General features: G+C 51.9%; 19 protein-coding genes. 9 read left to right on the top strand and 10 right to left on the bottom strand.

Annotation, left to right across the window (positions count from 1 at the left end):
- The first annotated feature begins 394 nt into the window (after positions 1 to 394).
- On the top strand, positions 395 to 2,776 hold the full coding sequence (locus ACYVJQ_RS01670) for a ribonucleoside-diphosphate reductase subunit alpha (protein ID WP_460891330.1): 2,382 nt from the start codon (positions 395 to 397) through the stop codon (positions 2,774 to 2,776).
- A 303-nt stretch (positions 2,777 to 3,079) separates the two neighbouring features.
- Positions 3,080 to 3,781: a hypothetical protein gene (locus ACYVJQ_RS01665; RefSeq protein WP_460891329.1), complete on the top strand. Its 702-nt coding sequence runs from the start codon at positions 3,080 to 3,082 to the stop codon at positions 3,779 to 3,781.
- A 688-nt stretch (positions 3,782 to 4,469) separates the two neighbouring features.
- Here ACYVJQ_RS01665 and ACYVJQ_RS01660 read toward each other — a convergent pair.
- Complete coding sequence (locus ACYVJQ_RS01660) at positions 4,470 to 4,976, bottom strand: hypothetical protein (protein ID WP_460891328.1); 507 nt, start codon at positions 4,974 to 4,976, stop codon at positions 4,470 to 4,472.
- A 307-nt stretch (positions 4,977 to 5,283) separates the two neighbouring features.
- Here ACYVJQ_RS01660 and ACYVJQ_RS01655 point away from each other — a divergent pair, with 307 nt between their 5' ends.
- Entirely contained in the window at positions 5,284 to 7,728 is a 2,445-nt protein-coding gene (locus ACYVJQ_RS01655; RefSeq protein ID WP_460891327.1) for a TonB-dependent receptor, read from the top strand.
- A 290-nt stretch (positions 7,729 to 8,018) separates the two neighbouring features.
- Here ACYVJQ_RS01655 and ACYVJQ_RS01650 read toward each other — a convergent pair whose 3' ends face one another.
- Complete coding sequence (locus tag ACYVJQ_RS01650; protein ID WP_460891326.1) at positions 8,019 to 8,528, bottom strand: DUF421 domain-containing protein; 510 nt, start codon at positions 8,526 to 8,528, stop codon at positions 8,019 to 8,021.
- A gap of 87 nt (positions 8,529 to 8,615) precedes the next feature.
- The gene (locus tag ACYVJQ_RS01645; protein WP_460891325.1) at positions 8,616 to 9,050 is read right to left on the bottom strand and encodes a hypothetical protein; all 435 of its coding nucleotides are present in this window, start codon (positions 9,048 to 9,050) and stop codon (positions 8,616 to 8,618) included.
- A 257-nt stretch (positions 9,051 to 9,307) separates the two neighbouring features.
- On the opposite strand from ACYVJQ_RS01645, the gene ACYVJQ_RS01640 reads away from it, so the two are divergent.
- A complete protein-coding gene (locus tag ACYVJQ_RS01640) occupies positions 9,308 to 9,691 on the top strand; it encodes an Hsp20/alpha crystallin family protein (protein WP_460891324.1) in 384 nt (127 codons plus the stop codon).
- A gap of 174 nt (positions 9,692 to 9,865) precedes the next feature.
- Positions 9,866 to 10,423, top strand: coding sequence for an Hsp20/alpha crystallin family protein (locus tag ACYVJQ_RS01635; protein ID WP_460891323.1), 558 nt, complete (start codon positions 9,866 to 9,868; stop codon positions 10,421 to 10,423).
- Positions 10,424 to 10,515: 92 nt separating this feature from the next.
- Here ACYVJQ_RS01635 and ACYVJQ_RS01630 read toward each other — a convergent pair whose 3' ends face one another.
- Positions 10,516 to 10,761, bottom strand: a complete 246-nt coding sequence (locus tag ACYVJQ_RS01630; RefSeq protein WP_460891322.1) for a hypothetical protein — start codon at positions 10,759 to 10,761, stop codon at positions 10,516 to 10,518.
- Between the two features lie 157 nt (positions 10,762 to 10,918).
- Between ACYVJQ_RS01630 and ACYVJQ_RS01625 the strand changes: the two genes are divergently transcribed.
- Positions 10,919 to 11,680: a hypothetical protein gene (locus ACYVJQ_RS01625; RefSeq protein WP_460891321.1), complete on the top strand. Its 762-nt coding sequence runs from the start codon at positions 10,919 to 10,921 to the stop codon at positions 11,678 to 11,680.
- Positions 11,681 to 11,762: 82 nt separating this feature from the next.
- Here ACYVJQ_RS01625 and ACYVJQ_RS01620 read toward each other — a convergent pair whose 3' ends face one another.
- On the bottom strand, positions 11,763 to 12,077 hold the full coding sequence (locus tag ACYVJQ_RS01620; protein ID WP_460891320.1) for an SH3 domain-containing protein: 315 nt from the start codon (positions 12,075 to 12,077) through the stop codon (positions 11,763 to 11,765).
- A gap of 765 nt (positions 12,078 to 12,842) precedes the next feature.
- Here ACYVJQ_RS01620 and ACYVJQ_RS01615 point away from each other — a divergent pair.
- From ACYVJQ_RS01615 to ACYVJQ_RS01605, 3 genes are all read left to right on the top strand, one after another.
- A complete protein-coding gene (locus ACYVJQ_RS01615) occupies positions 12,843 to 13,277 on the top strand; it encodes a GNAT family N-acetyltransferase (protein ID WP_460891319.1) in 435 nt (144 codons plus the stop codon).
- A gap of 96 nt (positions 13,278 to 13,373) precedes the next feature.
- Positions 13,374 to 14,069: an alpha/beta fold hydrolase gene (locus ACYVJQ_RS01610; protein WP_460891318.1), complete on the top strand. Its 696-nt coding sequence runs from the start codon at positions 13,374 to 13,376 to the stop codon at positions 14,067 to 14,069.
- The gene (locus tag ACYVJQ_RS01605; RefSeq protein WP_460891317.1) at positions 14,062 to 14,475 is read left to right on the top strand and encodes a septal ring lytic transglycosylase RlpA family protein; all 414 of its coding nucleotides are present in this window, start codon (positions 14,062 to 14,064) and stop codon (positions 14,473 to 14,475) included. Before ACYVJQ_RS01610 ends, ACYVJQ_RS01605 begins: the two co-directional genes overlap by 8 nt.
- A gap of 27 nt (positions 14,476 to 14,502) precedes the next feature.
- On the opposite strand, the gene ACYVJQ_RS01600 is transcribed toward ACYVJQ_RS01605, so the two are convergent.
- From ACYVJQ_RS01600 to ACYVJQ_RS01580, 5 genes are all read right to left on the bottom strand, one after another.
- Positions 14,503 to 15,432, bottom strand: coding sequence for a 1-phosphofructokinase family hexose kinase (locus ACYVJQ_RS01600; protein ID WP_460891316.1), 930 nt, complete (start codon positions 15,430 to 15,432; stop codon positions 14,503 to 14,505).
- Positions 15,433 to 15,596: 164 nt separating this feature from the next.
- The gene (locus tag ACYVJQ_RS01595; RefSeq protein WP_460891315.1) at positions 15,597 to 17,693 is read right to left on the bottom strand and encodes a M13 family metallopeptidase; all 2,097 of its coding nucleotides are present in this window, start codon (positions 17,691 to 17,693) and stop codon (positions 15,597 to 15,599) included.
- Positions 17,694 to 17,936: 243 nt separating this feature from the next.
- The gene (gene nagA, locus ACYVJQ_RS01590; RefSeq protein ID WP_460891314.1) at positions 17,937 to 19,091 is read right to left on the bottom strand and encodes an N-acetylglucosamine-6-phosphate deacetylase; all 1,155 of its coding nucleotides are present in this window, start codon (positions 19,089 to 19,091) and stop codon (positions 17,937 to 17,939) included.
- Between the two features lie 203 nt (positions 19,092 to 19,294).
- Positions 19,295 to 19,627 (bottom strand): hypothetical protein, encoded by a 333-nt coding sequence (locus ACYVJQ_RS01585; RefSeq protein ID WP_460891313.1) that lies wholly within the window; start codon positions 19,625 to 19,627, stop codon positions 19,295 to 19,297.
- A gap of 2 nt (positions 19,628 to 19,629) precedes the next feature.
- Positions 19,630 to 22,041, bottom strand: coding sequence for a penicillin acylase family protein (locus ACYVJQ_RS01580; RefSeq protein WP_460891312.1), 2,412 nt, complete (start codon positions 22,039 to 22,041; stop codon positions 19,630 to 19,632).
- Positions 22,042 to 22,545 lie beyond the last annotated feature (504 nt).

Here is a 22,545-nt window from a genome sequence, read left to right as displayed (position 1 = left end):
ACGTGCCTAAAACGCCCGGCAGCCGGTTGGGTTTCTGTACCAGAGAAGAGCTTTTAATACTATCCTAGTACCCTTTCTTCTCTTCTCTATTTTGTCACCTTAAAAGGATCTTGGTGGCGAATGGTAACAGCAGTGGCACAATTGTCTATCTAACTCACTGCCAAGGTCTTTCCAGGAGGACAGTTTGGGAAGAGGCAGATGCAGAAATCTCCAGACAACCCCCACCCGTTTAGGGGCTGTTTTTAGAAAAGTAAGCTCAAAACGCCGGGCAATGGGCCAGGCAAATCCAAGAAGATTTCCTTAGTACAAGTACCGCCTGTGGCACCCTGGCAAGCGGCAGGCAAAAGATATTCTGGATGGTCCCCGCCATCCTTCACCCATATAGTGTAAGCGTATGTTAGTTGTAAAGAGAGATGGCCGCCGCGAGTCGGTCAAGTTTGATAAGATCACGGCCCGTATAGAGAAACTGTGCTACGGCCTGAACATGTCGTTTGTGAGCCCTATTGAGGTAGCCAAAAAGGTAATTGACGGCATCTATGACGGGGTAACCACCGTGGAGCTGGACAACCTGGCCGCGGAGACCGCTGCGTCTATGACCACCAAGCACCCAGACTACGCTATTCTGGCGGCGCGCATTGCCATTTCCAGCCTGCACAAGGTGACGCAGAAGTCGTTCTTCAACACCATGAAGCAGCTCTACACGTATGTAGACCCCAAGACTGGTGAGAATGCTTCTTTGATTGCCAAGGATGTGTTTGACATCATCAAGAAAAACGCGGCGGTGCTGGACTCCAGCATCATCTATGACCGTGACTACAACTATGACTACTTCGGGTATAAGACCCTGGAGCGCTCATACCTGTTGCGCGTGAACGGTAAAGCCGTGGAGCGTCCGCAGCACATGCTCATGCGCGTGGCCGTAGGTATCCATAAAACCGACATTGACGCGGCTATCAATACCTACAACCTCATGTCTGAAAAGTGGTTCACGCACGCCACGCCTACGCTCTTCAACGCCGGTACACCTAAGCCACAGCTGTCTAGCTGCTTCCTGCTCACTATGAAAGAGGACAGCATTCCGGGTATCTATGATACCTTGAAGAACTGTGCCTTGATCTCGCAGAGCGCGGGAGGAATCGGCTTGGCCGCCCACAACATCCGGGCCACCGGTTCTTACATTAAAGGAACCAACGGTACCTCTAACGGTCTGGTGCCTATGCTGAAGGTGTTCAATGACACGGCCCGTTACGTAGACCAGGGCGGCGGAAAGCGTAAAGGCGCCTTCGCCATTTACCTGGAGCCGTGGCACGCTGATATCTTTGAATTCCTGGATCTGCGCAAGAACCACGGCAAGGAAGAGATGCGTACCCGTGACCTGTTCCTGGCTCTTTGGACGCCAGACTTATTCATGAAGCGCGTAGAAGCCAACGGCGACTGGAGCCTGATGTGCCCCAACGAGTGCCCTGGTTTGTCTGACACCTGGGGTAAGGACTTTGAGCGCCTGTATGAGAAATACGAGAAGGAAGGCAAGGCCCGCAAAACCATTAAAGCGCAGGAATTGTGGTTTGCCATTCTAGAGGCCCAAACTGAGACTGGTACCCCGTACATGCTGTTCAAGGACCACGCCAACGGCAAGTCTAACCAGCAGAACCTGGGCACCATCAAGAGCTCTAACCTCTGTACCGAGATTATTGAGTACACAGACGCCGATGAGATTGCGGTGTGTAACCTGGCGTCTCTGGCCTTGCCGCGCTATATCAAAGAAGAGAAGGGCGTGAAGACCTTTGACCATGATAAGCTCTACGAGGTTACCTATACTGTTACCAAGAACCTGAACAAGGTTATTGACATCAACTATTACCCGGTACCTGAAGCCAAGAAATCAAACATGCGCCACCGCCCCATCGGGTTAGGGGTGCAGGGCTTGGCAGATGCGTTTCTGCAGCTGCGCATGCCATTTGAGAGCGAAGAGGCCGCCCGCCTGAACAAGGAGATTTTTGAGACCATTTACTTTGCGGCCATGACGGCTTCTAAGGACCTGGCCAAAATTGACGGCGCCTATGAAACGTTTGAAGGTTCGCCTATCAGCCGGGGTATCTTCCAGTTTGATATGTGGGGCGTGAAGCCCGAGAGCGGCCGTTGGGACTGGGAAGCGTTAAGACAGGAAGTTGTAGAACACGGCGTGCGTAACTCCTTATTGGTAGCGCCTATGCCAACGGCTTCTACCTCACAGATTCTGGGGAACAATGAAGGCTTTGAGCCTTACACCTCTAATATTTACGTGCGCCGCGTGCTGAGCGGGGAGTTCATGGTGGTGAACAAGCACCTCCTGAATGACCTGATTGCGCTCGGCCTCTGGAATGACTCCATGAAGAACGCCATCATCTCGGCGAACGGATCTGTGCAGAACATCCCTAACATCCCGCAGAACATCAAGGACCTGTACAAGACGGTGTGGGAAATCAGCCAGCGGACCATCATTGACATGTCTGCTGACCGCGGTGCCTACATCTGCCAGAGCCAGAGCCTGAACCTGCACGTGTCTAACGTGAACTTCGGGAAGCTGACCTCTATGCACTTCCACAGCTGGAAGCGCGGCCTGAAAACCGGTATGTACTACCTGCGTACCAAAGCCGCCGCCGATGCTATCAAGTTCACGGTAGAGAAACAAGCCGCCGAAACCCTGGCCCCCATGTACAACGCCGTAGAGCAAAACCAAAGCGATATGGCGTGTAGTTTGGATAACCCAGATGCATGTGAGGCTTGCGGTAGCTAAGAAATAAAAGTCATTAAAAAAGGAGAAGCCTTACTTCTCCTTTTTTAATGACTAACGTGTATAACTATTTCAATAATTATTTTAATTATATAAATAATAAGGAATCGCGAGAAGATAAACTACAGAAAAAAGAAAAGAATGCCACAGTAGCAGCATTCTCTCTAATAGGATAAAAGCTTTGGCGAGCAATTAGGGCTCTTCACCCTAATCAGGTTATCCTTGAAGTCTTGCAAATGTGTAGAATAAAGAAACAATCTACAAGTGCCACGACTTTTGCTACTAGATTTTCTTATTAAAAGGATAATGAAAAAAACTAAAAAAGTAGAAGTGTCATTAAAAGAGCGTACCTCCCCTAGATTAACAGTAAATAAGACGGGCGAATATTTGTGTGCCCTAGCAGCAAGAAGGGCTAGGATTATTCATGACGCAAAATATCCACGAGATTTTATTACATCACGATACTCCAAAGCAGAGGCTGTTATCAAAGGTTTTTTTCTTGATGCGAATAGAAGCGAGCAAGTAATCCATCAAGCTATTGAGGAGTTGAGTAAACAGAAACCTACTAATAAGCATCAACATGAGGTAATTTATTCTTGTATTGAGGCTCTAACTCAATTTTTAGAGTTTATTAATAATTCAGAATTGCTAGAAGAGGACAAAGACTTCAATGATGGAATAAGCAAATATGCGTCGTTAACTATTTCAGGAGTTGAAATAAGTATCCGGCCCGAGATTCTTATTCATGACAAATCAGAAATTTCTGGAGGCGTTAAACTGTATTTCTCAAAAAGTTGTCCATTATCTAAAACCTCTGCTGATTATATAGGCACACTTTTGAAGATGTATTTAGAGCAACAATACGGCAAGCCTATAAAAGCGAGAAATTGTTTTGTTATAGATATCTTCAATAAGACTATATATACAGCACCAAAAGCTTATGCAAAGAGGCTACAGGATATTGAGGCTGCTTGTTCAGAAATTTCGCATAGATGGAATTTTATTTAGTTTTGCTTTAAAACAGGAAAGGAGGCCCGTAACGGCCTCCTTTTCCGTTTGTACGTATTGGTCAAAAAAGTTATTCTAAATTGGATATTATGAAAGATTTACCACATTATAACCAGAGGATGCGGCAAAGATCGTTTATGAAAATATACCGACTGCCCTGCGGGCAAAGCTCACTTTAGATGATATTTTGATTATCCTCGAGATTGAATTTGAGTTTTTAGAGGAATCTGGGGTTACAGACAATCCAGACTCTTCTCCCTTGTTGGTGTTTTCACCAACAAGCACCTCTGCGGTCCAACCACAAAAGGCCCTCAATTAATTAGCCTGCATCAAGCATAGTGGATCAGTTGTTCAGAGACCAACACCTTAAAGCTTGTTGGTGAGAACACCAACAAGGGCGGGCGCTACTGCTGTCTTTCTGATATCACGTAATATACTGCTTCCGTTTTAAAGCCAAAATCAGAAAAACAGGCCAAAAGTGATCTTCTGCTCATCACCCCATTGCTACCGCCAGGAAAAGAAGCAGTAAAATGGACGCTGGCACCAAGCTAAGAAACAACCCAAATTTTGCGGCTCTTCGGTCTTTGTCATAGGTGGGGCGGCTGGGATTTGCATTTATTTTGGAAAGAGCCAAGATGCTGAGGGAAACGCCTAACAGGGCCAGGATGCCATACAGGGTAAGCAAAGTCTAGCCGCCAGATAGAAGGGTGCCAATACCTATCAGGCCCACCAGCAACGCGGCAAAACCGAATAAAAGGCTTAAAGTAACCATAGTGTTAATGCCCTTGTCCAGAGGAGTTTTGTCTGCCTTGCGAGCAAACTTGTGCCGCATAAGCTGCTTATTCTCTTGGGTAGCAAACGGCGCTAGGGCCGGAGTGGTTTGTATAGCTGATGGCCTTACTACTACTGGCTGTGGCCGTGGCCTAGAAGTAGCGAGCAGCAAAGCAGGTGTTGGAGCAGCAGTAGACGCCAACAATGGGTAGCTTTCTGGTACGGCAACCGGCGTAGTCACCACTACCGCGGGTGGTGGGGCTGTCACCGAATCTACCAGCGGCGCTACAGTACTTTGATGAATATTGGAGGAAGGGGCAAAAGAATAAAATGGCTTTTGCGTGGAGCAGGCGGAAAGAAGAAGTGTAATGGCTAGAATAGAAACCAGGGGAAACCAACGGGAGGGAACTGATTGAAGAATCATGCCAGCTAAAGTAGCTAAAAGCACTTGGTTTTCAACCAGGGCTATCTCTTCTCCTTTGATGGTGTTCTCACTAAGAAAGGTGCTAGTAGCGTGCTCCTAGCCTCCTGTTTTACCCAACCCGCTACTTCTGTTTTGAGCCTGTTTTTCAGAAAACAAGCCTAAATCAGAAACCTGCTCTTCTTAACCTTTCCGCCAGGTTTCACCCAAAGCCAGGCACCAACCCCAATAAAATCAGGAACTTATATTTTTAAGTTTATTTACTATCTGGAAGAATTCCGCATCTTCGCCGGTAAGCTCCCCTACGAAGATGAAAAAGTTTTCCGCCCTTTGCCTTTTCCTCCTAAGCCTCGGCATTTGGAGCCCCAGTGTTTGGTCACAGACGGCCAATGTGGTGGTGCAGGGTAAGGTGGTGAATGAGCAGAACCAGCCGCTGGAGTTTGTGACCGTTTTCCTGTTGCAGGAAGGCAGTACGCAAAGCTTGAAAGGCACGGTGACCAACGGCAAAGGCGAATTCTCTTTGACGTATGCACCCACCGCCAGCCGGTTTAAAATAGGGCTCACTTATCTGGGGTACCAGCCGTTCCAGACGCCGGCTTTCCCGCTGGGCAACCTGCAGCTGGGCACCTTGCAGATGAAAGCCACTGAGCAGGCCCTGAAAGAAGTAAAGGTCTACAGCCAGAAAAACTTGATCTCCGCCGAAGACGGCAACCTGACCCTGAACGTGGAGCGGAGCATCGCCGCCCAGGGCGGCACGGCCTATGATGTGCTCAGCACGGCCCCGGGCGTGGCCATCAGCCAGGACAACGCCATCTCCCTCAACGGCAAAAGCGGCGTGCGCCTGCTTATGGACGGCAAACTGGTCTACCTGGAATCGGCTGACCTGGTGGCGCTGCTCAAAACCTTGCCCGCCTCGGCTATCAGTACCATAGATTTGCTGGCCAACCCCGGCGTGCAGTTTGACGCGGCGGGATCGGCGGGGCTTATCAACATCAAAACCCGGAAGAACATTGAGTTTGGTATGAACGGCTCGGCGACTATTGGGGTGGCGGGCTGGGTCACGCCCAAACAGAACCTGAGCTTCAACCTCAATACCAGAAAAGGCCCCTGGAACGTGTACGGCAGCTACAGCCATCTCCTGGGGGCGTATGCCTATGACTACACCTTTTACCGCGAGCAGAACGGGCTCGTCTACAACAGCCCCGTAGATGATTCTGACACCCGCAATCGCCTGAATGCCAGCGTAGGCGTAGACTACCAACTGAGCCGGTACCAGACGGTGGGCGTGATGGGCAGCGGCAACCTCTTCTTCGCCTTAACCGAAGGCAGCCATACCCACACCAGAACCAGCATTTACGACGAGTTTAATCAGCCACCCATACGGGTGCTCCAGGCCAACAATGACTATTACCACCAGCGCAACAACCGCTACAATACCAGCCTGAACTACCGCTTCGCGCAAGATAGCATAGGCCGCAGCCTCAGCGCCGCCCTGGATTTGGGCTATTTTGACGGCGCCAATAAAAACCGGCAGTCCAATACCTACTATTCCCCGGCGGGCGAGCAGGAAGACCAGGCCTTGTACCGCTCGCTCTCAGGCGCGGGCGTGACCCTGTTTGCCGTGAAGGTAGATTATGAAGACAGCCTAGCCGGCGGGAAAGTGCTGGCCGGCGCCAAGTTTTCCTCCGTGGAGTCAGACAACTCCTTCAAGTTCTTCCATCAACTGCCGCAAGGCGAAGTGCTGGATGACCACCAATCCAATGATTTCAACTACCTGGAACGCATCTCGGCGGTGTACGGCAGCTACCGGTTTGCCCTCTCACCCAAGGTAAGCGGGCAGGCAGGGCTCCGGGTGGAGCATACCAAGGCCAATGGCGAGCTGGCCTTCCGGAAAGAGGAACAGGCCGCCGGGCAGATGGTGAAGAATGACTACCTCAACCTTTTTCCCAACCTTTCCCTTTCTTTGAAGGCCAATGAAAACAGCCGCTTCTCCCTGGCCTACTCCCGCCGCCTGGACCGGCCCGCCTACCAGCGGCTTAACCCCTTTGTGGCCTTGGTAGATGACCTCACATTCTGGCAGGGCAATGCCTTCCTGCAGCCGCAGTTCAGCAACCGCTATTCCCTGGATTACGGCCACGCCAACGGCCTGGTGGTCTCATTGGCCTACTCGCGCACCAATAACCTTATTGCGCAGGTAGATGACACCATCAACGTGACCCAAATTGTGATGATGCCCCGCAACGTGGGCGACCAACAGCATTACTCCGTTAATGTGACCCGCACGTTCAAAGCCAGGCCCTGGTGGGAGGTATCAGTGAACGGGCTGTTCTACTACGTAGACAACTTTGTGGTCTTTGACGAGAAACGCAAGTTCAGGCAAGATGCCACCGCCTATACGCTCAACCTGCAGCAGACCTTCCGGCTCCCCAAGGATTTCACCGGTGAGCTTACGGGGCGGTACAACTCGGCCACGGTGGCGGGCGGCAACAAATACAGCCGGGCCAGCGGGCAGGTGAACGTGGCAATGAAAAAGAAGCTGAGCGAAGCCGCCTCCCTGAGCCTGGCCCTTACAGATGTGTTCCTGACCAACCGCTGGAATACCTACAGCTCCTTCAACGGCTTCTTCTACCGCAACACCGGCCACGGCGAGAGCCGCCAAATCAGGCTTAATTTCACCTACGGGTTTGGGAAGAAGTTACCGGCCCCCAAGAAACGCGACTCGGCCTTAGATACTGAGAACAACCGGTTAAATTAGACGCTTTCCGTTTTAAGCCCGTTTTTTGGAAAAGAGCCCCAAAACAGGCAGTGGCTTGCCGTCCCATCTAAAACAGTGGCCAAGGGCCGAAGACCAGCCAAAGACTTTCTTAAAGCTTATGGGTTGCCACGGCAATGGCATGTACCAAAAGAATAGCCGCGAGGGCCGAGACAAGAAATCACTCAAGCTTAGCGGCTTTTCGGGCTTTTGCATGGATAGGCGGCTCTGGGCTGGCTTTGCTGTAGGGACGGGAATGTGTACAAAGAATAACTCGGACCGAAGGGCGGTGATCAGTTTTCTTTTTTCATGATCAGGCTAATGTCACCGCTGCGTTCTAGGTAGGCTGTTTCAATTTTGGCAAGGTCTACAGGCCCTCCGTTAGATCTGAGCGCCTCCTGAAGGTCGCGCTCCGTGATGCTATGTTTCTGCAGGGCGTCTTGGAGAATATTCCCGTTCAGCACCAGCGGAATGGGTTGGCCTTTGATAAAATTACTAAGTGGTGACCCATGCCTCACCCTTAGAGACAGAAATGCCAGCAGCCGGTGCAGTAAAATGAGAGATAATCCCGCCGCCAGGGTGGCAAAGAAGGGAGCGTTGCCGGTAATGGCCCTGCTCATGACAGAACCGTACATAACGCCCAACACAATGTCAAAGGCACTGAATTTTCCGAAGATGCGCTTGTTGGCTATCCTGATATACCCCAGTGAGATAAGAAAGACCAAGGCCGCCCGTATGCACATCTGCCACCAAATCAGTTCTTTCTGTGATAACCCTAGCACCGTTTCTAGAAAGTCTACCATAGAAAGGTAAAACGGCCGTGGTGCCCTGGGGTTTTCGGTAAAAACTAAAAGGAAGGCGTAGCCTGGCCCTTACCTCCACCAGAACAACTAAAAGTCCTGCAGCAGCCACTGTAGCGCCGCGTCTTCATAATTGAAATCATGGATGGCCAGTTTGTGCAGGCCCTGGGCCCGTTCAATGATGTGCTCTATGGCGGCCACTTGGGCCTGGTCTTTAGAAACAAGCGTAGCCATGCGCCGAAGCGGCCCGGCAATTAATTGGGGTAGCTGGGTTTCAATAAACCATTGCTCGTCTTCAGGGGAAAAAGCCTTCATAAGCCGATTGTCTCCTAGCCAGCGGGTAAGGCTGTATTTTTCTACTACATGGTTGCAGAGCAGCACCCCTTCGCGTAGGTCAGAGCTTTCAAGGTGCCCTTTCCACTTGGCCGTACCCAACTGCTGCTCCTGATCATACCTGATAACAAGGCTGGGGCTCTCATAGTAAACCTGAGGAAGGGTGAGTTGCATGGCCAATTTTTCTGTCATTAAATCTAATGAATTGCCCTAAGTTAAGCAAGCGGTAAAACACTGCTTTGGGCAATGGTTTTGGCAATGCCCATTGACCTTTCCAGCCCTGCTGTTTTTACTTTTCACCCCGCTTTTGGGTAGTCTGTCATTTTGCCGGTTAAGCGAAAACTAGGCTTGTCATTTTGTCGGTATTTAGCCCTTGAAAGGCGGTTTACGTGCTTGGTACGCCCTTTGCATAGCCCTCTGTAAGAAATAGAGAAAGGAAAGTGAAGATCATGAAACTGATAAAAGACAAGAAGTTCTTACAGAATATAGCGCAATACATAGACCTTACCAATACCGTAGGAGGCGGCGTGGTTCAGCCGCAGGTTAGAATGACCAAGCGTAAGAAAGAAGCCATCCTGCAGGTAGTATTACCCGGTATTTCTCTGGAGCAGTGCCAAGTGGTGCTGGATAAAAATCAGCTTACCGTTATGGCGTTGCACCAGAGCGAGCAACAGCAGGCCATGCAGATACCTTTGTTTAACCAGAGTTTCCTGCTGCCTCCATTCACAGATTTCGGGCAACTGCGGGTAGAGTACGCCGGCCAGGAACTACGGGTGCATATCCCGTATTTGCCCCAGGGCCCGCGATTTCTGGAGATTGAACCGGCAGAATAATGTGCCGTAAAAATAAAAAGGCCAGACGGGCACAGTAGGTACGTAAAGAAACACAGTTTAAGGCTCTTTTGGCAAAACCAGGCTTAAAACGGCCCTTGTGTACTTGTGAGTGTGATGGTTACGGCAGAGCCCATGTCTCTGCCAGATGTTTCAGTATCATAAAAAGGAGGAACTATGGCTATTCAACGTTATGGAAGCGGCTTTGAAGACATGATGCCGCAATCCTTTAGCACCATGCTAGACAAATTCTTTAATGAGTCTGTCAACAGCAGAGAGCGATTGAACAAGTTTAACCCGCACGTAGATACCTGTGAAACCGAGAACGGGTACGAGATTGACGTGTCTTTGCCCGGCCTGAAAAAGGAAGACATCCAACTGGATTTCCAGCAAGGGCGTCTCACCATTTCAGGCGAGCGCCAGTTCAGCAATGAAAAGAAAGAGAAGCGTTACCACATGATTGAAAGCCAGTACGGCGCTTTCTCCAGGTCTTTTCAGTTGCCAGATACGGTTAACCCCGAGAGAATTGAGGCCACCTTTGAAGATGGCATCCTGCACGTAACGGTGCCTAAAGACGAACGGAAAACCACCCGTCACCGGATTGAGGTCCGCGGCGGCAATGCCCAGGCCCGGCAACTGGATAAAAACAGTGACCAGAAGGGCATGGCAGGCAGCAACGGAGAGTCAAAAGCCGAAGCCTCTGGCAAAGAGAAAGTAAAGGCTTCAGGCAAATAAGCCTTTATGGTTTTCTGAGGCCTAGTGCTCTAAAACAGGAACGCCCCTTGCAAGGGGCGTTCCTGTTTTAGAGCAAATACCAAAATCGGTGGTTAGCCTTGCATGCCACTGCTGAGTGCCGCGCCGCCGTTTCCCTTGTCATTACCCGTTCCGTCTGGCACGCTGCCGGAGTTAGGAGATACTTTGGTGGTTTGGCCCGGGGCGGCAGGCTGTTGCGGCCTACCACCAGAAATACGGGTGGTGGTTTCTTGCTGGGCTGCTCCGGCTTTGCTTGCCCGCACGTAATACACCGTTATGAACAAGGCAATTATCAGTAGAATAGTTAGTGCAATAAACATAGTCTGGTCCGTTAAGGTGGAACAAAGGGGATATTTCCTTTTACTGTTTCCTTAGGTTTTGGGTTAACTTTGGCCTGCGCTGCCCCAGGTGGCTAAAAACGGCACATATTTTTTTCTTATCTTTCAATAGCTTTCTGGTTTTTAACGTTTTGTAGGCATGATGAAAAAACTTTTCCTATTGGTGTTGTTGGGGTGGGCAGCGGTAAGCCAGGCCCAGGACGTTTCTAGCGGCACACCCTACTTTGTGGAGCTGCACAACGGCCAGCGCGTCTATGCCCGCCGGCTCCAGTTTAAAAGCCCCATCTTCAAACAAAACTATTTTCTCCTGGATGATACGCTGCGCTATAACCCCGAGATGGTGAAGTATTACCAGAGCCAGGACGGCTTTTTTGCCCGGGTAGAGGCCGGCCGCCGGTTCAGTGATTTCGCCCAGCGTGACCAGGCCGGCAAGGTGTCTACCTATTTTGTTTACCGGACAGATTATAACTCTTATGGACCGGGCGTTGGCATAGGTATGGGCGGCTACGGCATGGGTGGTTACGGCTATGGCGGTTATCCTACCCAACGCAAGGTTTACTATTTCTCCAAAGAGAACGGCCCTCTGCAGCCGCTTACCTACAAAAACCTGCGGCCTGCCTTGGCAGATAACCCAGGCAGCCTGGAAAGCCTGCAGGACTATAAACGCGGGCAGAACATACAAACCGGTATTTACATTGCCGGGGCCGGGGTATTGGTAGCCGGGCTGCAGCAGCAGTTCAGGGGTGGTTCTTCGTCTGGCTCCAACTTCTCTACCCTTACCTTGGTGGGGGCCGGCATCATGCTCATTCCGCAGATCATTAAGCTGGTTAAAAAAGACAAGCTCTCTGAGGCTATTGACCTGTATAACTATACTCCCGTAGAGCCTGCCCCCAAAGAGTAAACGTAAATTTAGACGCAACGCAAAGTGCCCGCTCTCTACAGAGCGGGCACTTTGCGTTTAACGCTAAAACGGGGCGCAGAAATTAAAGTCTGGCGCTTTTATTCCCGTCTTGTGATACTTTGGCGGCGGCTACTTTCTTGCCTTTCTTGGCTTTCAGGTAAGAGGTGAGCACGTAGCCTCCTTCTCCGTCAATAGCCACTAAGGTCCATTGGCGGTTCTGCTCCCGCATTACCACAATTTCATCTTCGGGGTTGAGAAGGCGCATAACCTCTCCTTTGGCGTCTGGCTGGCGGTACATCTTAACCTTATCTGCATTTACCCGGCTGGTTGGCCCCTGTGCCATAACTGCCATTACTTGTACTAAAACTAAAGCGGCGATTAAAAATAAACGTTTCATAGTAATGTGTTTTTAATGTGAAAAATGGATGGTTTTATGGTAAAAAATGAATTCGTATTTCACCTTTCTTAAAAAAAAGGACATAAGGGTCAGGGGTAGAAATTCTACCAGTTTGTTTTGGCATTTAAGCCTTATGAAATAGCTCTATTAGTTTTTGTTAGATGCTGTTCTCTTAAATAGATGCAGATTTAAAAAGATGGTTGCTTGGGGTTTGAAAAAAATATTTTAGTGTTCCTTTCCTTGCCTTCTCTCTGTGGTGTATAAAAGCGCTGGGTTGCCTTGGCTCTTGCTCTGTTACTTCACTTCCCCATTTGCAAGGGCTGTGCCAATAATGTAAGATACTGATTTTCAGATTGCTACTTATTTATATAGTGATCAATACTGAACAATGTCTGTCTAAAACCGAACAGTGTTGGGCCTTGACAGCTGAAGGAGAGTTATTTCCTGCGTACATGTGTACTTGTGTAAATGTAAAACATGATGTTACCTGGCAGCATATAATTACTTGGTGAAACCGTGCTAATAGAGGGTGCAATGGTTTTTATTAAAATAAATTTTTCTTCTTTATTCAATTGAATTCCTGCTGTCTTGCCTGTTTTATGAAGTAAATATAGAATGCCTGAATGGGAGTAAATAGGCATAAAATGTTAATTAATATATGTTTAACATTGGCGGCTTTTAATTGTCTATAACTTAACGTTTTCATAATGGCTGGCTTTGATGCCGTGCCAGGCGTATTATTTTTGCAGGTATTAACAAGAACCCATGGCGCAAGACCTAGAGATAAGAGAAATAACCTCGTTGACCGAGATGCTGACGTGCTTCCCCCTGATTCAATTCCTGAACCCCAACATGGAGTACAGCCGGTATGAAAGCCTGCTCCAGCAAATGCTGCCTAATAACTATAGAATGGTGGGTGCTTTTGCCGGAACCACCTGCGTGGCGCTTTCTGGCTTCTGGCTTGGCACCAAGCTATACAGCGGCAAATATTTGGAGGTAGATAATTTTGTGGTAGAGGAGCAATACCGGTCGCAGCGGGTAGGAAAGCAGTTGCTGGACTGGCTCACCCAAGAGGCTGCGCAAAACCAGTGTGAGATGATGATGCTGGATGCCTACGTAGTGAACCATGCGGCCCATAAGTTTTACCTGCGCGAAGGATTTGTGATCAAAGGCTTCCACTTTCTCAAGCGGCTAGCCTAGATAGCAATCCGCAATTTCCTGTTTTAGGGCTGTTTTCAGAAAATAAGGCTTAAAACAGAACGTTAGGCAAATAACGCCACCATCATTACCTATCACATGCCACCACTGCTTTTGCTACATGGGGCGCTGGGCGCCAAAGACCAGTTTGAGCCGCTGCTTCCGTTGCTCCCGCCCTCTTTGCCGGTGTTCCGGCTGAATCTGGCAGGCCACGGCGGAGAACCTTTTCCAGAGGAAGATTCTTTCTCCATTGAAACGTTTGTGGATCAATTGCTGGCCTGGCTGCAAGCGCAAGACCTGGGGCCGGTTTGGGTATTTGGCTATAGCATGGGCGGCTACATAGCACTGGAAGCGGCCCGGCGGGAACCTTCCCGGTTTGCGGGCATCTTCACCCTGGCCACCAAATTTACCTGGAGCCCAGAGGCAGCAATGCATGAGACGGCAAAGCTTAACCCTGAAGTAATAGAAGCGAAGGTACCCGCCTTTGCCCAAGCCCTGCAACAGCGCCACGCGCCCCAGGATTGGAGGCAGGTAGTAAAAAACACAGCCGTCCTGATGGAGCAACTGGGCCAGAACCCTTTGCTTTCTCCCGAGGCGCTTAGCCAGATAACCTTGCCGGTACGTATTGCCGTAGGAGACCGGGACCAGATGGTGACCATAGAGGAATCACTAAGCGCTTACCGGCAGTTGCCTCAGGCGCAGTTTCAGGTCTTGCCTGCCACCAAACACCCGCTGGAACAGCTTGACTGGCCTTTGCTGGAAAGCGCCCTGCGTCATTTTTTCAACTATGCATAAAACCTTCCCCCTTTTCAGAATTCATCTGTATTGCCTGCTGGCGGCCCTGGCGTTTTTTACCACCAACTGTACTTCTTCCGCCCCGGCTTTTGGTGAGCGCGGCTATAAAGAAACAGGCAAGGCTTCTTATTACTCAGACAAGCTCAAGGGAAACAAGATGGCCAACGGAGACCGCTACCAACCCGGTAAACTTACCGCCGCCCATAAGAAACTACCCTTCGGGACGAAGGTGAAGGTGACCAACCCCAGCAACGGAAAATCTGTGAAAGTTAAGATCACCGACCGCGGTCCTTTCACCCCGGGCCGTATCATAGACCTCTCCAGATCTGCCGCTAAAAAGCTGGACCTGGACAAAGCCGGCGTAGCGCCCGTGCAAATGAAAGTGCTCAGGAGAGCGGCCAAGTAATTAACCCCGAAGAAGTAACGCGCCCCTTTAATGCGATTTCAGCCAGTGGTAGATTTCTTCCACGTCTGATTTGCGGCACAGCTCTGAGCCAGGCGTCATGGTAGTGGCGGTACCGGTAGCCACGCCGTATTTGATCACATCTGTGAGGGGCCAGCCTTCGGTGAGTTTGAGTACCATACCGCCCACCATGCTATCGCCGGCACCCACGGCGCTTTCTACCTTCACCGTGGGAGAGGTCACGTACTCAAAGCCGTTCTCCGTGGCCAGCATGGCCCCCCGGGGCCCCAGGGAAACCACCAGCACGTTGCTCTTGCCTTCCTTGATTACCTGGTGGGCCAGTTCTTCCTGTTCTTTGGCGTTAATGGTCTCTTTGCCGGCCAGTGCCGCCAGTTCATTTAAGTTGGGCTTCAGCATATAGATACCTGCTCCGGCCGCTTTCAATAAGGCCTCGCCCGAGGTATCTACCACCAGCTTGAATCCTTTCTTCACCGCCAGGGCGGCTATCTGGGCGTAAAAATCGGCGGGCATGCCCGGTGAAATACTGCCGCTGGCCACCACAAACTCAGGGGTTTCCTCTAAGTCTTCCAGGGCCTGCAGCACCTGTCGCCATTCTGGTTCGGTTAAGGCTGGGCCTGGCATACCAAAACGGTATTGGTCTCCCGTGGCTACCTCCATCACCATCAGGTTCTCGCGGGTCCAGTGCTGGCACTTGAATTCCCGGTAGCTTACCCCTTCGGCTTGCAGCAGTTGCCCTATGCGCTCGCCGGCTGGTCCCCCAGACAGGTACCAGGCACACGACTCTCCGCCCAGCTTTTTAATGGCCCTTGACACGTTGATGCCACCTCCACCTGGTTCATACACGGGCTCCTCACAGCGGAGCTTCTTTTCCGGGGCCAGTTTCTGTACGCGGGTACTTTTGTCCAGGGCAGGGTTAATGGTGATGGTAATGATTTTCATAGCGAAAGCGTTGGGCTTAGTGACGGTATTACCTTACGTGCGAAGGTTGTTTTAGGCCTGTTTTCTGAAAAACGGGCTCGAAACGCCAGGGCGGTTCCTAAAAAAGAAGAGCCTGTCTACCACCGTAGACAGGCTCTTCGTTCACCTTATAAACGTCTGGCAGATTACCAGATTTTTACTCTTTTCTCTGGAGCCAGGTACAGAGAGTCTGTGGGCTTCACGTTGAAGGCAGTGTAGAACTCAGGTACGTTGCGCACCACACCATTTACCCTAAAGGTGGCCGGCGAGTGCGGGTCGGTAGACACCTGGTTGCGTAGGGCTTCTTCGCGGGCTTTGCTCAGCCAGGCCTGTCCCCAGCCAATGAACACACGCTGCGTGCCCGTAAAGCCGTCCAGCACCGGGGCCGGTTTGCCGTTCAGGCTGTTGTTGTAGGCTTTCAACGCAATGCTCAGGCCACCCAGGTCCCCAATATTTTCGCCTAAGGTAAAGGCACCGTTCACGTTCAGGTCTGGGAACACCTTAAACTCATTGTACTGGGCCACCAGGGCGTTAGTACGTTTCTTGAATTCCTGCTGGTCTTTCTCGGTCCACCAGTTGCGCATCACGCCGTTGCCGTCAAAGGTGCTGCCCTGGTCGTCAAAGCCGTGGCCAATCTCATGGCCAATCACGGCGCCAATACCACCGTAGTTCACGGCATCCTCGGCATCCATGTCAAAGTAAGGGGGCTGCAGAATAGCGGCCGGGAACACAATCTCGTTCAAAGGCGGGTTGTAATAGGCGTTCACGGTCTGTGGCGTCATGCCCCACTCAGAGCGGTCTACTGGTTTGCCCAGTTTGTTCACGTTGCGCTGGTACTCAAAGGCGGTGGCGCGTTTCATGTTGCCGTACAGGTCATTCTTGGCAATCTGCAGCGCCGAGTAATCACGCCATTTGTCTGGATAGCCAATCTTAGGCGTGAACTTGCTCAGTTTGTCCAGGGCCTGTGCCTTGGTTTCCTCGGTCATCCAGTCCAGTTCCTTGATGCTGCTCTCATAGGCTTTGATCAGGTTGCCCACCAGTATCTGCATTCGTTCCTTGGCTTGGGGCGGGAAGTGTTTCTTTACGTACACTTTGCCTACCATCTCGCCCAGGTTACCGTTCACCACGCCTACCGCACGGCGCCACTGCGGCTGTTGCTTCTGCATGCCAGACAGGGTTTTGTTGTAGAACTCAAAGTTCTGCTGGTCCAGGGCAGTAGTCAGGATAGTGGCTGAATTATTAACCAGGGCCCAATGTAGATAAGTTTTCCAGGTGCTGATGGGGGTAGTTTTGATGATGTCATTGACGGCTTTCATGTACGCCACCTGAGTCACTACCAGGCTGTCCTGTCCGCTCATTCCTGCCTCCTGCAAATAGCCGGTCAGGTCAAAGTCTGGCATGAGGCTAGGTACCTTCTTGATGGCGTATTTGTTGTACAGCGCCGCAATGTTGCGGGTGTCTTCCTTCTTCATGTGCTTGGCCGCCATCTTGGTTTCCAGCGCCATGATCTGGCTGGCCTTCTCCTTGCCCTTGGCGATGCCCGCCAACGTGAGCATCTTGTTGATGTGGTCTACATACTTCGTCCTGATCTCTTTGGACTTGGCGTCTTCCTTAAAGTAATACTCCCGCTCAGGTAAGCCCAAGCCGCCCTGCCAGGTCAAAAGCATGTACTGCGTTGGTTTCTTGAAATCTTCGGTCACGCCAATGCTGAACGGCGCAGTGATGCCGTATTTGTTGGCGTAGGCGAAGTAGCGGGCCAGGTCTTTGTGGTTTTTGATGGCCTCCACCTTCTGGAACTCGGCCTGTAAAGGCTTTAATCCGATAGAGTCTCTCACCTTGGTGTTAAGGTAGGCCTCATACAGATCGCCTATCTTCTGCTCTTCAGAACCATTGGCGAATTTTCCCGTCGCCGAGGATTCAATGATGGCCTTTACGTCTTCCTGGGCTTTGTCATTGAGAATGTACATGGCCCCGTAAGCCGCCTTGTCTGCCGGAATCTCGGTTTTCTTCACCCAGGCGCCATTTACGTAGGCCGTAAAGTTGTCGCCGGGGTTAACGGTAGGGTCCATATTGGCCTTCAGGATACCAGAGCGTAGTTGGGTCTCTTCCTGCGGAACGGTGGCCACCGCTACCTCTGCGGCGGGCTTCTGCTCAGTGGTCATAGATTTGCTGCAGCTCACGGCCAAAAAGGAGCCCGTGGCCAGCAGGGCGATCCCTGAGAATTTAAAGGTTTGTTTTATCATGGGTGTATTCTGGTTGGTAAAAGTGGAGGACCCTGGCAAATGCCCTTTTCTTTAGGGGTGAGTCCCAGAAAAGCCTGCCGGCCACGGCCTGACGTATTAGTAGAAGAAAGCGTTAAATTATTACCAAAAATAGCAAAGCAAACGGGAGAAGCGTAACTCCCATAAAAGTAGCCTGCGTTTACTCTTTACTTGGGGAGCCGGCGTTTTAAGGCTGTTTTTTCAAAAAGAGGCCTAAACCAGAAACTACTGCTTTGGCTGTAAGGCTACCGCTTTTCCGTTTACCCATACCTGCTGCAACTCAAGCTCCTGGTTTAGCACCACCAGATTGGCCACCGCGCCCGGCACCAACTGCCCTACGCGGTCTTCCATTTTCAACACCTGGGCGGGATACAAGGTAGCCATGCGCAACGCCTCGTCTATCTCAAGCCCTACCATGTGGACGGTGTTCTGTACCGCCTGCAGCATGGTTAAGGCAGAACCGGCCAACCGGCCGTCTTCGGTCTCGCAGCGGCCATTGCGGTAGTAGGCTTTAAAATTACCGAAGTCTGTGAACGGAATGTCTGAGCCTACGCAGGCGGCACAGTCAGAGACCAAGTGCAGTTTCTGGCCCAGTATCTTTTTGGCCAATCGCACGGCGTAGGGGTGGCAATGCTCGCCGTCCACAATAATGCTGGTCCAAGCCTGGCCGTAGTCCAGAGTAGCGGCGGCCAGCCCCGGCTGCTTGGTATCTATACCCGACATGGCGTTATAGAGGTGCGTGACAGAGGTGATGCCCTGTTGGAAAAATTGCAGAGCCTGGTCAAAGGTGGCCATGCTGTGCCCCGCCGAGAGCACGATGCCCGTTTGGGCCAGTCGCTGCAGAATACTTTCCTCCACGCATTCGGGGGCCAGGGTCAGGTATTTGATGATGTCATTTCCGGTAGCCAGCAGCACGTCCAGTTCCTCATGGGTAGCTGATCTAATACAGGCTGTGTCATGGGCGCCGGGCTTTTCAGGGCTGAAGAATGGCCCTTCCAGGTGCATGCCCAGAAACGTGTTGGGGTCTTCCTGCATGGCCTGCCGCACGGCTTCTATAGTCTTCAGAATGCGGTCCTGAAACGCTGAGATCACCGTAGGCAGAAAACTGGTGGTACCAAAGGGCAGATGCGCGTCTCTAATGGTGTGGAGGCTCTCCAGGGTAGGATACTGGGTGAAATACACGCCTCCTCCGCCGTTTACCTGCAAGTCTACAAAACCAGGGCAGATAATGCCGCCCTTAGCGTCCACCACGGTCACGTCCGCCGGAATTTCTTCTGTCTGCACCAGATCCAGAATCTTGCCGTCTTCAAAAAGGACCGCGTAGCCTTGGGCGGTAGTAAAGCCAGAGTAAATGGTGCCGTTGGTAAGTGCGAAGCGCATGGGGTGGAAAGTTATTTTAGGGCTAATTTCAGGAAAAGGGGCCAGAAACCGGAAAGTAATTTTCCGTTTCCAGCCCCTTTTTCGCAAAACGGAGGTAAAACACCCTCATTCCCTTATGCCTTATTAAAAAGGAGTCGATAGCAAAGTTGAAAGACCGACCGGCGTTTTAGGCCCGTTTTTTAAAAAACGGGCCTAAAACGCGGCTATTCCCACAACCCACGTACCAGGTAGCCAGACAACGCACTTACCCCGCCTACCATGGCCCCCAGAAAGGCGGTCACGGCCACTAGAATCCAGGCGGAATTCACGGTCATCATGGTGGCTACCCGGTTACTGAGTACGCCGTCGGTAGCCAAATGCCAGAACAGCGCGCCGCCCAGCCACGTGAGCCCAATGGCCAGAAACCCCGACAAGAAGGCCTGCCGCCCGTACTGCGCTTTCCAAAAGGCGAGGGCAAAGCAGACCAAGGCAATGCTCCACCAGGGCAGAAAGAACTGGGCCAGCAGCCCGAGCAAAAGAATGAGAAGGAAAAGCATGGCTAGTTTTTCTGTAAGGTCCAGGTGATAGAAGTAGCGGCCGGTTGGTCTTGTGCTGATTTCAAAAACAGCAGTTGGTGCAATTTGCCGGCCTGCCAGTCATGGAGCAATTGGTCATAGAAGCGGCTGCCGGGGTTGCCGCTTTGTCCGCCGGGGTACACGCCCCAGGCCTGCACCTGCGGCCCCATCTGCACCACCATTCGCCAAGACGGGCCGTGGCTGCCATTGAGGGCATTGATGGAATTGGCGCTTCCGCCGGCAAACAACTTCTGCCCGAAGCCCGGCAGCTGGGCCATGTGTTTGATGGTGGAGTTGCGCGCGTTGCCCCATTGGCCCTTCTGGTCAGTGGTGTATAGACTGTCGGCTACGTGCTTGAAGGTGGTGTTAACCAATTGGGGTAGGGTTTCTTTCTGGGGCGTGTTCACGTTGTCATACCAGGGCGCGTTGGGTTCCTGCAAGAGCATCTGCACCAGGCGGTCGCGCGAAGGTGCCTTCTGGGTTTCCGGCGGAAATTCATCAAAGAAAATAGCCTTGGCCAAGCGTTGGGTCCACTCCTCAAATAGGTACGGCGCGAGTAGGTTGGCCTCAAAGCGGTAGTTCCACCCAGCCAGGGTCTGAAAAGCTTTCCTCTGTTTGCCCGAAAGGGTGTTATGGTCAATCAGTCCCAGTAAAGTGGGCAGTATATTCTTAGGTACAAAGCTGTAATTATCGGTCTGCAGCACCCTGAAACTGTCTGGCGTAGCCTGGGTCATGGCCGTTAAGCGCTGGTTGATGCGGGCGCTCCGTTCATAGCCGGCAAACGTGGAACCCAGGTAATAGGGATAGTCCTTCGGGTTTACCGGCGATTGGTTCGCTGAGCTTACAAAGCCGCGCGCTGGGTTCAGGGTCATGGGCACCTGGTTCATGGGAATCCAGCCCTGCCAGTCATGGGCGGGATTGGTGCCATCCAGCAGGAACTTGCCTTGCCCTGGCCACTTGAGCGGGAATAAGCCATTGGAGACAATAGCAATGTTCTGGGTATCGGCGTAGACGAAATTAAACGCCGGGGCCGCCCAGGTAACCAGTGCTTGCCTGAACTGCGGGTAATTGGTGGCGCGGTTGATGAGGAACAGCGTTTTGAGTTCGTTTTGGTTGTCATGGGCAATCCAGCGCAGGGCGTGGCCTGTGGGTGTGTTGCCGCTCCGGAAGGGCTTCTCATTAGGAAGGTAGGCCACCGGACCGTGATGGGTGTAGAGTACCGTGTCTACCACGTCTTTGCCGCCTTTCACCTTTATTTTCTCCACTACCCGGCGCACCGGTTTCCATTGCCCTCCGTGCCAATATTGTCGGCGCGTGTTGTCCTTGAATTTGATTTCGTACCAATCCAGCACATCGGCGCCCACGTTGGTCATGCCCCAGGCAATATGCTCGTTGAACCCAATGCCCACGCCCGGCGCGCCCGGTATCATTACGCCGTAGGTATTAATGCCCGGTGCGTGCAACTGAACCCCGTGCCAGATGGAAGGCAGGGTGAGGCCCAGATGCGGGTCTGAGGCCAGCAAGGGATAACCGCTGGCGGTGCGGGCCCCGGCTACGGCCCAGTTGTTGCTGCCCAGGTTTTCGGGCTTCTGCCGTTCCAGGGAATGAAGCGCTGCGCCGGCCATAAACTCTGCGGGCGTGGGCGGAATAGGCACCGGCTTGAATTTGGGTTGGGCCCCGGCCACCATAATCGGCTCCTCCCGGAAGGGATAATCAGGGAACAGGTCTTTCATGGTGGCTGCGCCGAATTTGCGTAGGTTGTTGGTCATGCGCAGGTCATCTGAGTACCCGGTCATGTCATTGGTGAGCATCTTGAGCAGCAGAACTATCTTTACCGGCGACCAGCGCTCTGGGGCGTAGTGCAGCAGCTTGTACTCAAACGGATAGTCGTGCGGGGATAATTGGTCAATATAGGCGTTCACCCCGGCGGTATACGCTTCCAGGGCCATCCGGCTCTGCGGATCGGCGAGCATCTTCTGCAGTGATTTCTGGGCCGAGGTCACCATGCCCATGCGGCGCTGGTAGCGGTCCATCTCCAATGTGCGGTCACCAATAAGCTCTGACAGTCGGCCCGCAGCGGCGTGGGTCATGAACTCCATTTGCCACAGCCGGTCTTTAGCAGTAAGGTAGCCCTGCGCTAAATACAGGTCATGATCATTCTGCGCGAAGATGTGCGGCACCCGCAAAGAGTCAAACCGTACCTGCACCGGCGCCTGCAGCCCTTCCAACGCCAACTCCTCACTCTGGAATTCGCCTTCGCGCTCACTGTTCCGCCAGAAGCCTTCATACGGGCTCAAAAACGGCCCCAACGCCGGAATAATGCCGTAGGTGCGGTTAAGGCCATACACCGCCAATAAGGTGAGCGCAACAGAGACAAAGGCTTTGGTCCATTTCATAGAAGACAGTACGGGGCTTGGAAACTTCTTGAAATATAGTTGCTTCCGGAGGCAATGGCAAGGGGGGAATGGATTATAGGTAACCTTGTTTCATATCGGTTCAGGCATGTTATGTTTGCCGTTAAGACTCCCTCTCTCTTGCTACTACCTTGTGCACGCCTTTCCGCCTGCTGCTGGCGTGGTGCCCGCTGTCGCCTTAAGTCCTTATACAGTATTGTTGCATGGTTTCCCTCCGAGCGCTCACGGCCGCGGGGCCCCGTCTTTCCCCCTCGCACTGCCCTTGCGGCCGAGTTGCAGTCTGCCCTTAGCAACGCCATTGCCGGGCCACAAGCGAGGCGCTCGAAGTAAAGACTGGAATCGGGAAATGCGTGGTAGAAGCAAAGTAGAATTAGAGGTTATTAGCGTTTCGTGCACGTTTTTGAGGAAACAGGCCTAAAACGCAATAACGCTTAATAATGACAGCACCGCCTATTAAAAGCAGACTCTCCCCTTGAGGATTGCCCA

The sequence above is a fragment of the Rufibacter soli genome (assembly GCF_054781795.1).
This window is presented reverse-complemented; position numbering and strand designations above follow the sequence as displayed.